Below are 13,255 nucleotides of genomic sequence, written 5' to 3' on the forward strand. Positions count from 1 at the left end.
TAGTGAGGTGGAAGCATGGCAGATGGTGATTACGAGTGGTACATCACACTCGCCGAGCGGCAAAACGTCACTGCGGCCGCCGAGCAGCTCCAGCTCGCCCAGCCCACGCTCACCCGAATGCTGGCCAGATTGGAGCGTCGGCTTGGCGTCCAACTGTTCGACCGGCACGGTAAGCGGCTCACGCTGAATCCGTCCGGGCGGATCTTCTACCAGCACGCCCGGCGCGCTCAGATGGAACTGGACTCTGCTCGTCGAACCATCAACGACCTTGCCAACCCCGCCGAGGGGGAAATTCGGCTCGGATTCCTGCACACCTTCGGGCCGACACTCGTCGCCCGCCTGATCGCGGGCTTCGCCGCGACGTCGCCGCACGTCCAATTCGTGCTCGAGCAGGGCGCGGCCGGCAGCCTCGATGACCTCGTCGCGAACGGCGATCTTGACGTCGCAATCGTCTCGCCACGCCCTCGTCGCGCAAATCTTGGATGGCGCAACCTCTTCCGGCAACGTCTTGGCGTCGCCGTGCCCACAGATCATCGGCTCGCACAGTCAGAAGATGTGTCGATGATCGATCTGGCCGATGAACCATTCATTGCGATGCACCCGGGATTCGGTATGCGCCGTCTCCTCGAAGAGCTTTGCGCTGCTGCACAATTCCAGCCGCGCATCGTGCTGGAATCAAGCAATCTGACGACGGTGGCGGGCTTGGTGGCGGCCGGCATCGGTGTCACGGTGCTTCCCGTCGACGCCACCACCTACCCGCCTGATCTCCGGATGTTGCGCCTGGTAGACGCCGACGCTCACCGGGACGTCGGCATTATCTGGAGCTCCGGGCAGCCCCTCTCGCGCCCGGTCCGTGATTTCATATCCCACGCCGTCGCCTCGACGTAGGTCACAATCATCCTCATGTCTGCCGATGTGCCGCCCGCGAACGGGATCGCCCAGGCGATAGCGCAGATCGATACCGCCGCCGACGAGGCGGCGTTCTGCACTGCCGTGGGCGCGGCGCAGATGGTGATAGCCCTAGAGGTGCGCGTGCGCACACCGGAGACGGCCCTCGCCGCTGCCTGGTCCGAAACGTTGCGGCACAGCATCCGCACGGCCGCACGACTCGTCACTGGCGGGGTGGATCCGGGCTGGACCTGGTTCGTTTCGGGAAGCGTGGCCCGAGGCGAGGCGGCACCCGGTTCCGATATCGAGACCCTGCTTGCCGTCGACGACGCGCTCGACGGAGACGGCAAGACTCACCTGATGGAGGTGGCAGCCCAGGTGCACGCGATGCTCGAACGCGGCGGCATCGGAAGCGATTCGAACGGCGTGCTGGCCAGTCGCGGGCGATTCTGCCGCCGGGCGTCCAACTGGTTCGAAGGAATCGAACGCTGGTGCGCCAACCCGCCCGAAGACCGCGGCGTCGTGATGGCGGGGCTGATGGCCGACTCCCAGGGGGTGGGCGCGGGACCGTTGTTGTCGGACAACGCCCTGCGTACCGAGAATGCCCGCTGCGCACAGCGCCACTACCCCATCCGGCTTGCCATGCTTCAGGACGCGGTAGCCATACGCGCCGGATTCCCTTCGCGGTTAAGGATATTCGCGACGCAATCCGACACCGTCGATCTCAAGGTCGCGGCGATGGATCCGGTGGTCAAGATCGCACGCTGGGCGGCGTTGTCCGCCGGAGCGGACGCACTGTCGACACCAGAGCGCCTCGACGCCGCCGCAGGCAACATCCTGGACGCCGATGATGCCTCGACACTGCGGGATTGCTTCGCCTGGCTCCTTCGATTTCGGTGGCGGTCTCGGGCCACCGCATGGCAGGACGGAGAGCACATGTCCGACACCGTCTCGCTGTCTGCCCTTGCCCCGCAGGAACGTGCGACGCTGCGGTCCGTCGCGCGCGAGATCGCCGGCATCCGACGGAAGCTGATCTACCTGTCGTCGACATCCTCATTCAGATAGTCGGTCGTACCAGCGCATGGCCCAGCGCGCATCTCCCAGGGCCGTGTGCCGCTGCCCAGCGCTGGGGGTCTTCACCCCGAATTGCAGCGAAAGGTTGGAGTAATCGGCGTCGGGTATCAACCCGCGTTCACAGATTCGTGCCGCCGTGCGGGCGACAACATCGACAAGAGCCGGATTCCACGCTGGGCTGACCCCGTGGGCCAGGAACATCCGCGTCAGGCATTCGGCATCGAATTGAGGTATCACCCCGACGAGGGTGGCTCCGGCCGTCCATTCATCAACGAGCGAAACGGCTTCCGCGGCGCGAAAAACGCGAGGGAACTGCACCGGCCTCGAGCGCACTTGCGGGTGCCGCTTGTGGAAACCGCTGATCTCAAGGCCGGCGGGATCCGCCGATTCCAGGTCCAAGTCCTGGACGTCTACGCACAGGTGCAGCTGGCGCTGCCCGGCATCGGTGCGGCGAATGATCGCTACTTCCCATGGCTGGCGCTCACGGTGCAGTCCGGTGGTCTCGGTATCGAGGAAGACCAACGGGGCTGATGGCCTGTCTGATTCACCAGCATCGCCAACCATGCGAGACGCCTACGAACTCAGGTTGAGTAGCCGCTCGGCGGCCAGTGCAGGCGTCAGGGTGCCCTCACGCACCCGCTGCTCGATATCCGCACGCGCCGCCTTCACATCCGGGGCGTTGAGCACCCGATCCAGCACCGCGTCGCGCACCATCGCCCACATCCAATCCACCTGCTGGCGGCGACGTTTAGCCTCAAACTCCCCCGCCTCGGTCAGCACCGCGCGATGCTTCAGCACGGTGTCCCACATCTCGGAGACCCCATTGTTCTCCAACGCACTCATGGTGAGAACCGGTGGGCGCCATAGGGTGTCATGCGGGTAGATCAGGCGCAACGCACCCGACAACTCCCGCGCCGCCTTCTGCGCCTCGAGGGCATGAGCACCGTCTGCCTTGTTCACCACCACGATATCGGCGAGCTCAAGCACACCCTTTTTGATGCCCTGCAGCTGATCTCCGGTGCGCGCCAGCGTCAGGAAGACAAAGGTGTCGACCATGTTCGCGACAGTGACCTCGGACTGCCCCACGCCGACGGTCTCGATAAGGATGACGTCGAATCCGGCTGACTCCAGCAGCACCACCGTCTCCCGGGTCGCCTTGGCGACCCCGCCCAGCGTGCCCGAGGTCGGCGACGGCCGGATGTAGGCATCTGGATGTACCGACAGCCGGCCCATCCGGGTCTTATCGCCCAGAATCGATCCGCCGGTACGCGTCGACGACGGATCGACCGCCAGCACGGCCACCCGATGCCCCTGCTCAATGAGGTACATACCGAGGGCCTCGATGGTGGTGGACTTTCCCACCCCGGGCACACCGGTAATACCCACCCGCAGGGCGTTCCCACCGTCAGGAGACAGGTCCAGCAGCAGCTGCTGGGCCCGTGCACGATGATCACCGCGTGTCGACTCGACCAGCGTGATCGCTCGGGCGAGCGCCGAACGATCCCCCGACCGGATTAGAGCCGCCAGATCATCAGGTGACTGTTTTTCCGGCATTAGGCGAGATCGTAACCGAGCCGCTCAGCCAGCTTGTGCAACAAGCCAATCGCGGCCTCAGCGATGACTGTTCCCGGAGGGAAGATGGCCGCTGCTCCCGCCTCATACAGCTCGTCGAAATCACCGGGCGGGATGACACCGCCGACGACGATCATGATGTCCGGACGCCCGACCTCCGTCAATGCCTCTCGCAACGCGGGCACCAACGTCAGGTGACCCGCGGCCAGCGAGGACACCCCGACCACATGCACGTCATTGTCGGCGGCCTGGCGTGCCACCTCTTCCGGTGTCTGGAACAGCGGACCCACGTCGACGTCGAAACCGATATCGGCGAAGGCCGTGGCGATCACCTTCTGCCCGCGGTCGTGTCCGTCCTGCCCCATCTTGGCGACCAGTACGCGTGGCCGGCGGCCATCGGCGTCGGCGAACTTCTGCACCAGCTCTGTCGCTTGCGTCACGCTGCTAACGGCGCCGTCCCTTCCCACCTCGTCGCGGTATACCCCGCTGATGGTACGGATTTCGGCCTGATGCCGCCCATAGACCTTCTCCAGCGCGTCGGAGATCTCCCCGACGGTTGCCTTGTGGCGAGCGGCGTTGATGGCCAGCGCCATCAGGTTGTTGCCCAGCCCGTCTTCCCCGGCACGGCTGGAATCGGCTGCCGCCCTGGTCAGTTCTTCGAGTGCACGTTGGACCGCGTCGTTATCGCGCTCGGCGCGCAACTGCTGCAACTTGGCGAGCTGTTCGGTGCGCACCCGCGAGTTCTCGACCTTGAGGACCTCTATCTCCTGGTCCTCGGTCACCTGGTACTTGTTGACACCGATCACCGGTTGACGGCCCGAGTCGATGCGTGCCTGGGTACGTGCGGCGGCCTCTTCGATGCGAAGCTTCGGGATGCCCTGATCGATGGCCTGCGCCATTCCGCCGGCCTCGGTGACCTCCCGAATGTGCTCGCGTGCACGGGACGCGAGCTGATGCGTCAGCCATTCGACGTAGTACGAGCCACCCCACGGGTCGATCGGCCGGCACGTACCCGACTCCTGCTGAATGAGCAGCTGGGTATTGCGCGCGATACGCGCCGAGAAGTCGGTGGGCAGCGCGAGCGCCTCGTCCAGGGCGTTGGTGTGTAGCGACTGGGTGTGTCCCTGGGTCGCGGCCATCGCCTCGATACAGGTGCGCGCCACATTGTTGAACACATCCTGCGCGGTCAGCGACCAGCCGGAAGTCTGCGAATGCGTGCGCAAGGACTGCGATTTGGCGCTCTTTGGATCGAACTGCGCGACCAACTCGCTCCACAGCAGGCGCCCGGCCCGCAGCTTGGCAACCTCCATAAAGAAGTTCATGCCGATGGCCCAGAAGAACGACAGGCGCGGAGCGAAAACATCGATGTCCAGGCCGCCCTCCAGCCCAGCCTTGATGTACTCGACACCGTCGGCCAGGGTGTATGCCAGCTCGAGATCGGCTGTGGCACCGGCTTCTTGGATGTGGTAGCCCGAGATCGAAATCGAGTTGAACTTGGGCATTTTGGCACTGGTGTAGGAGAAGATGTCCGAGATGATCCGCATCGACGGCTTCGGCGGATAGATGTAGGTGTTGCGGACCATGAACTCTTTGAGGATGTCGTTCTGGATGGTCCCGGCCAACTGCTGTGGCGAGACACCCTGTTCCTCGGCGGCCACCACATAGAGCGCCAGAATCGGGAGCACCGCGCCATTCATGGTCATCGACACCGACACCGAGCCCAGATCGATACCGTCGAAGAGCTGACGCATGTCCAGAATGGAATCGATGGCCACACCGGCCATTCCGACGTCGCCCTGTACCCGAGGATGATCCGAGTCGTATCCGCGGTGGGTCGCCAGGTCGAAGGCCACTGACAGGCCCTTCTGACCCGCCGCGAGGTTGCGGCGATAGAACGCATTGGATTCCGCGGCGGTGGAGAAGCCCGCGTACTGGCGGATGGTCCACGGCTGATTGACGTACATCGTCGGATAGGGCCCACGCAGGAAGGGCACCTGGCCCGGGAAGGTATCCAGTGGATATCCCTCGGCCCGCACGGCTTCTCGGTCCGCAGCGGTGTAGACCGGTTTGACGGTGATCGACTCGGGTGTCTCCCAGTCGAGCTGCTCGCGGGTGTATCCGTGCGCGCCCGCGGCCTCCGCCACGGCGGCCTCTACGGCGGCGGCATCCGGCGCGACCGACACGCGGTCGCCGTGCAGCGGCACGTCGGCGAAACTGCCCAGGGTGGCGGATACCGAACGATCCGTGAGGTCAGTCATGTCACGCCCCCAACTTGGTCAGGATGGCCGAAAGAGCTTCGACGGCATTAATTTTCATGGTCAGATAGCCATCAGGGCGCGATGCCTCCGCGACCTCCGCCACGGACTTCTCGGGCCCCGCGAGATAGACGTCGGTGGCCCCCGCTGCCCTGGCCGCATCGACGACGGCACCCGCCTCGGCGGCATACCGGGCATCGGTGCCACACATGACGACGACACGCGCTCCCGCATCCGCGACAGCACTGGCGACCGTGCCGGCGTCAAGCACGCCGGGGTTGACGGCCTCGATGCCGCCGGAGGCCAACAGGTTCGAGGCGAAGGTGGTGCGCACGTTGTGCTCGGCCAGCGGGCCCAGCGGAATCAAGAGTGCGGTCGGACGCGTACCCGATGCGGCCAACGAGGCATCCGAGCGGTCCCGCAGGGCCTCGAAATCGGACGCGTACCGGTAACCGCCGGCGGGATGCGGCGGCAGCGGCACCTCTGCCAGGTTCGGGAATTCGTTGACCCCCGTCACCGAGGTCCGCCGATGGGCGATGTCCTCGGCGCGCTGTGCGCGGGTCGCGGCGATACGCTCCCGAATCAGATCGGCGGACGCCTCGAATCCTCCTGCGCCCTCGATCTCAGTGAACAGCGACCACGCCTGCTGGGCAAGGGTTTCCGTGAGATCTTCGATGTACCAGGAGCCGCCGCCCGGGTCGAGCACCCGACCGACATGAGACTCCTCGATGAGCAGCAGCTGCGTGTTCCGGGCGATCCGCGCGGAGAACGCCGGCGATACTGCATCCAGTCCGCCGGCAATCGCGTCGTCGAACCTGCGTACCCGCACGCTGTCCGCTCCACCCACTCCGGCACCGAAGGCGGCCAGCGTGGTGCGCAGCATGTTCACCCACGGATCGCGCTGGGCCATCATCGGTTCGGAAGTGACCGCATGCATGAGGGCGCCGCCACTCTCTGGCACGCCCGCGACCTCGGCCACGCGGGCCCAGAGCACCCTGGCGGCGCGGAACTTGGCAATCGACAGGAACTGATCGTCGGTCGCGGCGAAGCGGAAACTGATCTGCCGCAGCGCTTCCGCGATACCCAGACCCGCATTCAGCAGCAGCCGCAGGTAGGCGACCCCGACTGCCACCGCGACCGCGAGTTCCTGGCTGTCGCTGGCACCCAGCTCGTGCGCGATCGTGCCGTCGACGGTGATCGCGTGGATCTGCTCCGCCCGTACGCTCGCACGCTCGGCCAACGCCACCGTCTCATCGGTCGATACGCCCGACCGGCCCGTGAACGCATCACCGAGCGGATCGGCGCCGAGGTCGACGACAACCCCGGCGGTGTTTCCCTCGTAGCTGTCCAGGACGGTGAAAATCGCCTCGGCCACCCCGGTCAGCTCGGCGCCGGCCTCTACCTGGAGGGGAGCTAGGTCGAGATACACCCCCTGCAGTGCCCGTCCCACCGCCTCTGGTGCCAGACCGGCCAGCACGATGGCGCTGGTCCCCTGCTCCAGCGCATCGAGAATGGCCTCGTTCACGAGAGCAGCGTCGGTGCCGATCGCGCGATCGAAACGCTCGGCGACCTTCCACCCGCTGTTCACATCGCGCCGGCGGTCACCACCGCGCACAAAGGGCCACTGTCCGGGCAGCGACGACTCGGGAAGCTCGTCGAGTGCTGTGTACAGCGGGCGGATCGCTATCCCGTCATATGTCGGCGAATCGAGCAGTCGCTCGGGGTCGGCGGGCAGATCCTCGACCGCCTTGCGGGTGGACTTGGCCAAGACTCCGGCGACGTTCTTCTGCCACCGCGCGAAGTCACGTCGAATCTCGGGCACCTCAACAGTCACCAAACTGCTCCCTGCTGCTCGTCGTCGAGCGACATATATGGCACTCCATGCCGAAATGCCTATCACACTTAGTCATCAGGCTAAATGACGCCATCGACTACTGCCCAGTACGGGGGCGCGGCCACCGCTGCACCCGTGTCCTGTCCCGTTCGTTCATCCGGGCTCCGTAGGCTTGACGATCATGGGATTCCGGCAGGTCTGGGGCGCGGGCGTCGCGGTGGCGCGACGGATCCCGCGACGTCAGCTGCTGTGGACCGGTGTGGCCGTTCTCATCGTGGCCGCGGCCCTGCTGTTTCTTCCGCTGCCTACCGCCCTCCAGATGAGGGATTGGGCTGGTGAGCTCGGCCCATGGTTCCCGCTCGCCTTCCTGGCCGCGCACACCATCGTGACGGTGCTGCCCTTCCCGCGCACCGCCTTCACCCTCGCGGCCGGGCTGCTCTTCGGAACGCAGCTCGGTGTCCTGCTGGCGGTCGTCGCGAGCACCGCGAGCGCGGTCTTGGCGCTGTGGGGGGTGCGCGCGCTGGGGTGGAAACTCAGCACGCTGCATCACCGCCCTGCGGTAAAGAACGTTGACGACCAGTTGCGCCGTCGCGGATGGATCGCGGTGATGTCGATGCGGCTCATCCCGGCGGTACCGTTCTCGGTCCTCAACTACGCGGCTGGCGCCTCGGCGGTACGCGTGGTGCCCTACACACTGGCCACCTTCGTCGGTCTGCTTCCGGGCACCCTGGCTGTCGTCGTTCTCGGTGACGCACTCACCGGTCACATCAGCGGCACGCTCTTCGCGGTCTCGTTGGCGACCTCAGTGGTCGGCGTGCTGGGCATCCTCTACGAGATCCGCCGCTACAAGCGCACCCACACCGAGATCGCCAGTCCTGAGACCTCAGACGAACCCGAACGGGTCGGCGGCTAGCCCGTAGGTTTCCGCTCCTCGAATCCCTTGCCCGCGAGGACGGCGAACCACACCAGCAGGCTCGCCGCCGGCAGCGCGTGGAGCGCCTTGTCACGCACCCGTATGTGCGCCCCGACCGCTAGGGTGAAGTAGATGGTGAGCATCAACGTAGTTAATCGGCCCAGCGCCGCCCACCGGATACCGCCGACAAGCCCCGCCGCCGACGCCAACTTGACGACCGGCAGGACCCACCAGATCCGTTGCGGCAAACCCACTTTCTCCAATGACTCTTTGATGGGCTTGATCGGACGGACGCAGACCGCGGCATCAGCGGCCTGGATGACCGCTAGTGCACTCAACACTTTCGGATTGGCCAAAAGCCGCTCTGTCATGACGATTTGGCCGCCAATCCCTTCGCGGCCAAGACGCCGTATGTGGTGAGCAGTGTCGAGGCCGACATCGCGTTCAGGCCGATGTCACGTGCACGCAGGTGTGCGCCGACCGCGAGACTGAAGTAGACGGTGAGCATGATCAGTGTCAGCTTGGCCAGCCAGGGGAACCGGATTCCGCCTATCAGGCCCAGCGCGGATGCGGCCTTGATCGGCGCGAAGATCCATCGGTTGTGTTGCGGATAATGCACGTCGTCAAGACATTTAGCCACATAGGGAACCGGCTGGACGCAGAGGACCGCATCGACAGCCTGAAAGGAACCCAGCAAAGCTAGGACTCGGGGAGATATGAAAGCGTCATTGCTCATGGCCCCAGTGAACCACCACTACACCACGTAGTCGATAGGTCGGCCGATTCTCCCTAGTGAGGAGCGTGCGCTCCGAGGGAGGCGGAAATGACCGCCAGCGGCGAGTGGGCCAGCTGCATGTTGGCGCGCTCCTGCGGGGTCAACTGATGGCGCTCCCAGAAACGTCGTAACGCGCGAATACTCATGCATTCATTGGACGCGATCGCGCCGAGGCAGTCCAGCGCGACCGCTTATTCCCAACGATTTCATTACGCATTGCCGAAGGTGGAGTCCTCAACTCCCGTGCGCGAGTTGAATTGCCTTCACCACCAACAGAATGGCACCGACAACCAGATATCCCCGCAGCGCGAGCATCCCCAACTTGGTCCCGGGACTCCACGAGACAGGTTCGAGCAATGCCAGCGGCGGCATGCGCCAGGTCCGCGCGTCAACGCCCTCGAGGGCCTTGTTCATCGCCGCAACCGCCGGATCAGCACGTTGTCTCCCCGACGCCCACCGCAGACCAATTCCGACCAGCGTCGCCAGTATCGCGACGCCTACGGCCAGGTCGCCGGCGACCTGTACGACGTCCAGATCCGGGAAGAGCGTCGTGGCCATCAAAATGCCGGAAAGGAACAGCAGCACACCGACGATGAGTCCGGCCACAACGTTGAGCCACCCCTTGTTGACCCACGGCCCCAACACCGCCTTGTCATTGCACAACAACAGCAGGAACACACTTGCGCTGGGCAAGAGCAGGCCGGCCAGTGCCTGCACCGCAGTAGTCATGAGTCCGAGCGGGGCATTCGGGATCAGCACGATGGCCGCGCCCACGCCGACCATCACCGTGTACGACAGATAGAACGGTTTGGCGTCCTTGAAGCTGCGGTGCAGAGAATGCTTGAGCCCAAAAGTGTCACCGAACGCGTAACTGGTGGCCAGGGTGACCGCAGCCGCTCCGATGATGGACGCATCCAGCAGGACGATGGCAAAGATCTTGCCCAACAACGGCTGAACCTGCCCCAGCCAGCTGGCGATCATCCCCGCATCGCCAGCGTCGCCCCATGTGTCAGGGCCCGAGTTGCCGGTCGCACGGGCCGCGTAATCGGCCGTCATGACCAGGGCGGCGGCACCGATCACCACGACGAGTGATCCGATGACGGTGTCGGCGCGTTCGTACCCGATGAACCGCGGCGTGATGCGCTTGTCGACGATGTTGGACTGCTGGAAGAACAGCTGCCACGGCGCGACGGTCGTGCCCACCATCGCGATGATCAGCAGCACAGCACCCGAACTGATGCCGCCGTCGATGCCCGGCACCACGAAACCGTGTGCGGCCCTTCCCCACTGTGGATCTGACATCAAGAACATGGGGATCTGCAGCACTGTGATCACAATGAACACGAATATGGCGCGCTCCCACCGGCGGAAGCTACCGGTAGCCATGATGAGAATCAGCGCGATTGCGGCGAGGGGCACCGTGGAGTACTTCGAGACGCCCAGGTACTCGGAAGCCAGTGCGACACCGATAAATTCGGTGACAAGAGTCAGGAAGTTCAAGATGAACAAGTCGCCTACGGAGAACCAGCCCCAACCACGACCGAATCGTTCGTTGATCAACCGCGCATGTCCGACTCCGGTGACCGCTCCGAGGCGAACGACCATCTCCTGGTTGACGATAAGAACAGGGATGAGCAACAAGAGCACCCACAGCAAGCTGTACCCATAGCTCTGACCGGCCTGGGCGTACGTCGCAACACCACCCGCATCGTTGTCGCCGACCATGACGATGATGCCCGGTCCCAAGATGGCGGCCATCGTCGCCATCCGCGTCTTGAATGTGCGTGCCTGGCCGCGATCGCTCACACTGATCTTGCCGAACGCACCTTCGATATCACCCAGATGGGCCGAATCAAGTACGGCGCTCCTTGGCCGGTCCGTAACTACTTGTGGCGCATCACCAATGCCGCTATCCGGGCTTTCCTTGGAGGCCTCGATGATTCCGTTTTCGCTCATGGCGTAGCTCCGTCTGGGCTCGGCGCAACCTGGCGCACCGGACGGGGGGCGGGCTCGCGACGACGCCAATCCTCGGGGATAAGCGCGGCCAGCACATCGTCATAGGTCACGACACCGAGCACCTTGTCCCCCTCATCGACCACGGGAATCAAGGCAAGGTTGTAGTCCGCCATCAACAATGCGACGTCGGTCAGGTCGGCCTCCGGGGCGACTCGCACCGGGTCGTCATCCATGATCGACTCCACGGCAGCACTACGATCGGCCTGCAGAAGACGGATCACCGACACCACGCCCACCAATTCGCCATCGTCGGAAATCACATGCACCTTCAGGAGCGCCTCGGGCTGTAGGGATTTCGCCGCCGATATCGCACCGAGCGCATCACCGGCGGTGCTGCCGAGCAGGCAGGACACAATGTCGACATTCATCAGGCCACCAGCCGACTCGGGGCTGAACCCCATCAACGTGACCACCTTGGTACGTTGCGGTCCCGGCATCAGGTCCAACACGACTCGCCGACGGGACTGCCGCAGGTCGAAGATCGCATCCGCCGCGTCGTCCGCACGCATCCGGCCAAGAACGGCAGCGACATCCGCATCGGACATGTCCTGGAACAGCTTGCTGGCCTTATCCGAATCGAGTTCCTCGAATACGTCGGCCTCGAGCTCCGGGTTGTCACGGACGCGGTCGAGTATCTCACCACCCTCCTCCTTGGTGGCCTCCTCGAGCAGGTCAGCGATCTCGGCGGGCTTGAGTGTGTTCACTCTCCCGCCGACGCGTCGCGCCAACAGTGACCCACCATGGCCGATCATTGGCTCGAATGCCTTCCAGTCCCGACCGGCCTGGCCCGCGCCGGCCTTGATCAAGCCGAAAAATCTTGCGGGACGGCGCGTATCGAGCCGGGCGAGTATCCATCCCTCGGCGGTTTCCACGAGCTCGATATCGTAGGCATGCACCAGCTCGGCATTGTCCACGTCGATGAACCGATGATCGAGCACATCCTCGTCGAGCAGGTACTCTCCGTCGCGGCGTTCGAAGCCGCGAAGGTCAACCTTGTTCTTGCTCAATTCAATTCGATGTGGTGCCACGGCGGAAACCACATCCGAGGAAACGAACACCCTGCGCCCGCCCATGTCGACCACGTACCCTGTGACCAGCGGATACTCATCCGACTTGCGGAACCGAACGATGACATCCTCCAACCCGCCGATCGTGTCGCCTGAGCGCGCGAAAACCGGAGCCTTCAACAGGTCCGAGAATTGAATTACCCGTGGCGTAGCCGCCTTGTTCGAAGTAGTCATGCCGACTCCTCAGCGTTTGAACCAATACGCTCCGTCCGCCCAGTGGGCGGCGGAAGCGTATTGGCCTCGAATGAATTCCGAATGTCCACGCACTGTGAATCGGCTGCGCGCGGATGCGATAGCAGCACCCCTCAGGGTTACCGCAGTGGGTGCGCCCCTAACGATGCCGAAACAACCGCAAGCGGTGAGTAGGCCAATTGCAGATTGGCGCGCTCTTGCGGGGTCAGCCGATGCCGTGTCCACAGCCGGCGTACTGCGTTGAATGTTGTGCTCATGATCGGACTCCTTTGGGAAAGCCACATACCCGAGCGCAAGCGTCAAAGACGTTGACTAAAGCGAGGTTTCACCCTCGAATAAGCAGCAAGGCATGCGGCAGCTGTTGTCTATGCGGACTGTCACCGGATATCACGGTTGTGCCTCACCTCCTTGCCGTCGGGGCGCACGCGGGCGCCTGCTGTCGGCACAGCGACCACGAGAGAGAAACACCGGACAGCGACGCCGCACGGCAGGCACCCCTCTCGTCAGGGCTTCGGCACTACGTGACGTGTCCGCTCGCGGAAGCCACTTCGGGTCATCCCTTAGTCCGGGAAGACCTGTCCTAACCTTGGGCGTCTCTCGACGTCGTCAGATCAGTGGCCTGTATTCACGTAGGAGCCTCACCTAGCAAGGTGCTGAACCGTTACTCAT

The 13,255-nt window shown here is 64.3% G+C and carries 13 protein-coding genes and 1 riboswitch; of the genes, 3 read left to right on the plus strand and 10 right to left on the minus strand.

The features are described from left to right. The first annotated feature begins 15 nt into the window (after window positions 1–15). Together B4383_RS11030 and B4383_RS11035 are read left to right on the plus strand one after the other, a co-directional pair. Window positions 16–888, plus strand: a complete 873-nt coding sequence (locus B4383_RS11030; RefSeq protein ID WP_078288068.1) for a LysR family transcriptional regulator — start codon at window positions 16–18, stop codon at window positions 886–888. 15 nt (window positions 889–903) lie between these two features. Then, the gene (locus B4383_RS11035; protein ID WP_078288067.1) at window positions 904–1,953 is read left to right on the plus strand and encodes a putative nucleotidyltransferase substrate binding domain-containing protein; all 1,050 of its coding nucleotides are present in this window, start codon (window positions 904–906) and stop codon (window positions 1,951–1,953) included. On the opposite strand, the gene B4383_RS11040 is transcribed toward B4383_RS11035, so the two are convergent. From B4383_RS11040 to mutA, 4 genes are read right to left on the minus strand one after another with little or no spacing between them, the layout of a single operon-like run. Continuing rightward, window positions 1,942–2,526: a hypothetical protein gene (locus B4383_RS11040; RefSeq protein WP_078288066.1), complete on the minus strand. Its 585-nt coding sequence runs from the start codon at window positions 2,524–2,526 to the stop codon at window positions 1,942–1,944. The genes B4383_RS11035 and B4383_RS11040 overlap by 12 nt on opposite strands. Window positions 2,527–2,535: 9 nt before the next feature. Further along, window positions 2,536–3,516 (minus strand): methylmalonyl Co-A mutase-associated GTPase MeaB, encoded by a 981-nt coding sequence (gene meaB / locus B4383_RS11045; protein ID WP_078288065.1) that lies wholly within the window; start codon window positions 3,514–3,516, stop codon window positions 2,536–2,538. Then, window positions 3,516–5,792, minus strand: a complete 2,277-nt coding sequence (gene scpA / locus B4383_RS11050) for a methylmalonyl-CoA mutase (RefSeq protein ID WP_078288064.1) — start codon at window positions 5,790–5,792, stop codon at window positions 3,516–3,518. The genes meaB and scpA overlap by 1 nt, the downstream gene beginning before the upstream one ends. A gap of 1 nt (window position 5,793) precedes the next feature. Beyond that, complete coding sequence (mutA, locus tag B4383_RS11055; protein ID WP_078288063.1) at window positions 5,794–7,623, minus strand: methylmalonyl-CoA mutase small subunit; 1,830 nt, start codon at window positions 7,621–7,623, stop codon at window positions 5,794–5,796. A gap of 181 nt (window positions 7,624–7,804) precedes the next feature. Here mutA and B4383_RS11060 point away from each other — a divergent pair, with 181 nt between their 5' ends. Beyond that, window positions 7,805–8,536, plus strand: a complete 732-nt coding sequence (locus tag B4383_RS11060; protein ID WP_078288062.1) for a TVP38/TMEM64 family protein — start codon at window positions 7,805–7,807, stop codon at window positions 8,534–8,536. Here B4383_RS11060 and B4383_RS11065 read toward each other — a convergent pair. The 6 genes from B4383_RS11065 to B4383_RS26650 all read right to left on the minus strand — a co-directional run bounded on the left by B4383_RS11065 (window position 8,533) and on the right by B4383_RS26650 (window position 12,843). After that, window positions 8,533–8,907: a DoxX family protein gene (locus tag B4383_RS11065; protein WP_078288061.1), complete on the minus strand. Its 375-nt coding sequence runs from the start codon at window positions 8,905–8,907 to the stop codon at window positions 8,533–8,535. The two genes, B4383_RS11060 and B4383_RS11065, sit on opposite strands and share 4 nt — an antisense overlap. Next, window positions 8,904–9,272 (minus strand): DoxX family protein, encoded by a 369-nt coding sequence (locus B4383_RS11070; protein ID WP_078288060.1) that lies wholly within the window; start codon window positions 9,270–9,272, stop codon window positions 8,904–8,906. The genes B4383_RS11065 and B4383_RS11070 overlap by 4 nt, the downstream gene beginning before the upstream one ends. A 53-nt stretch (window positions 9,273–9,325) precedes the next feature. Beyond that, entirely contained in the window at window positions 9,326–9,457 is a 132-nt protein-coding gene (locus B4383_RS27120; protein ID WP_286143861.1) for a hypothetical protein, read from the minus strand. 88 nt (window positions 9,458–9,545) lie between these two features. Continuing rightward, entirely contained in the window at window positions 9,546–11,267 is a 1,722-nt protein-coding gene (locus tag B4383_RS11075; protein ID WP_078288059.1) for an Nramp family divalent metal transporter, read from the minus strand. Then, complete coding sequence (locus B4383_RS11080) at window positions 11,264–12,568, minus strand: CBS domain-containing protein (RefSeq protein WP_078288058.1); 1,305 nt, start codon at window positions 12,566–12,568, stop codon at window positions 11,264–11,266. Before B4383_RS11080 ends, B4383_RS11075 begins: the two co-directional genes overlap by 4 nt. 137 nt (window positions 12,569–12,705) lie before the next feature. Beyond that, window positions 12,706–12,843: a hypothetical protein gene (locus B4383_RS26650; protein WP_176126523.1), complete on the minus strand. Its 138-nt coding sequence runs from the start codon at window positions 12,841–12,843 to the stop codon at window positions 12,706–12,708. Window positions 12,844–13,074: 231 nt separating this feature from the next. Beyond that, window positions 13,075–13,243: riboswitch (M-box (ykoK) riboswitch) on the minus strand. Between the last annotated feature and the right edge of the window lie 12 nt (window positions 13,244–13,255).

This window comes from Mycobacterium sp. D16R24, assembly GCF_002013385.1.
Taxonomy (GTDB): domain Bacteria; phylum Actinomycetota; class Actinomycetes; order Mycobacteriales; family Mycobacteriaceae; genus Mycobacterium.

Bases quoted from the DNA above. Each gene is read 5' to 3' on its own strand.
- B4383_RS11065 (WP_078288061.1), bottom strand. From the start codon at position 8,907: ATGACAGAGCGGCTTTTGGCCAATCCGAAAGTGTTGAGTGCACTAGCG.
- B4383_RS27120 (WP_286143861.1), bottom strand. From the start codon at position 9,457: ATGAGTATTCGCGCGTTACGACGTTTCTGGGAGCGCCATCAGTTGACC.
- meaB (WP_078288065.1), bottom strand. From the start codon at position 3,516: ATGCCGGAAAAACAGTCACCTGATGATCTGGCGGCTCTAATCCGGTCG.
- B4383_RS11040 (WP_078288066.1), bottom strand. From the start codon at position 2,526: ATGGTTGGCGATGCTGGTGAATCAGACAGGCCATCAGCCCCGTTGGTC.
- B4383_RS11060 (WP_078288062.1), top strand. From the start codon at position 7,805: ATGGGATTCCGGCAGGTCTGGGGCGCGGGCGTCGCGGTGGCGCGACGG.
- B4383_RS11030 (WP_078288068.1), top strand. From the start codon at position 16: ATGGCAGATGGTGATTACGAGTGGTACATCACACTCGCCGAGCGGCAA.
- scpA (WP_078288064.1), bottom strand. From the start codon at position 5,792: ATGACTGACCTCACGGATCGTTCGGTATCCGCCACCCTGGGCAGTTTC.
- B4383_RS11080 (WP_078288058.1), bottom strand. From the start codon at position 12,568: ATGACTACTTCGAACAAGGCGGCTACGCCACGGGTAATTCAATTCTCG.
- B4383_RS11075 (WP_078288059.1), bottom strand. From the start codon at position 11,267: ATGAGCGAAAACGGAATCATCGAGGCCTCCAAGGAAAGCCCGGATAGC.
- B4383_RS11035 (WP_078288067.1), top strand. From the start codon at position 904: ATGTCTGCCGATGTGCCGCCCGCGAACGGGATCGCCCAGGCGATAGCG.
- B4383_RS11070 (WP_078288060.1), bottom strand. From the start codon at position 9,272: ATGAGCAATGACGCTTTCATATCTCCCCGAGTCCTAGCTTTGCTGGGT.
- B4383_RS26650 (WP_176126523.1), bottom strand. From the start codon at position 12,843: ATGAGCACAACATTCAACGCAGTACGCCGGCTGTGGACACGGCATCGG.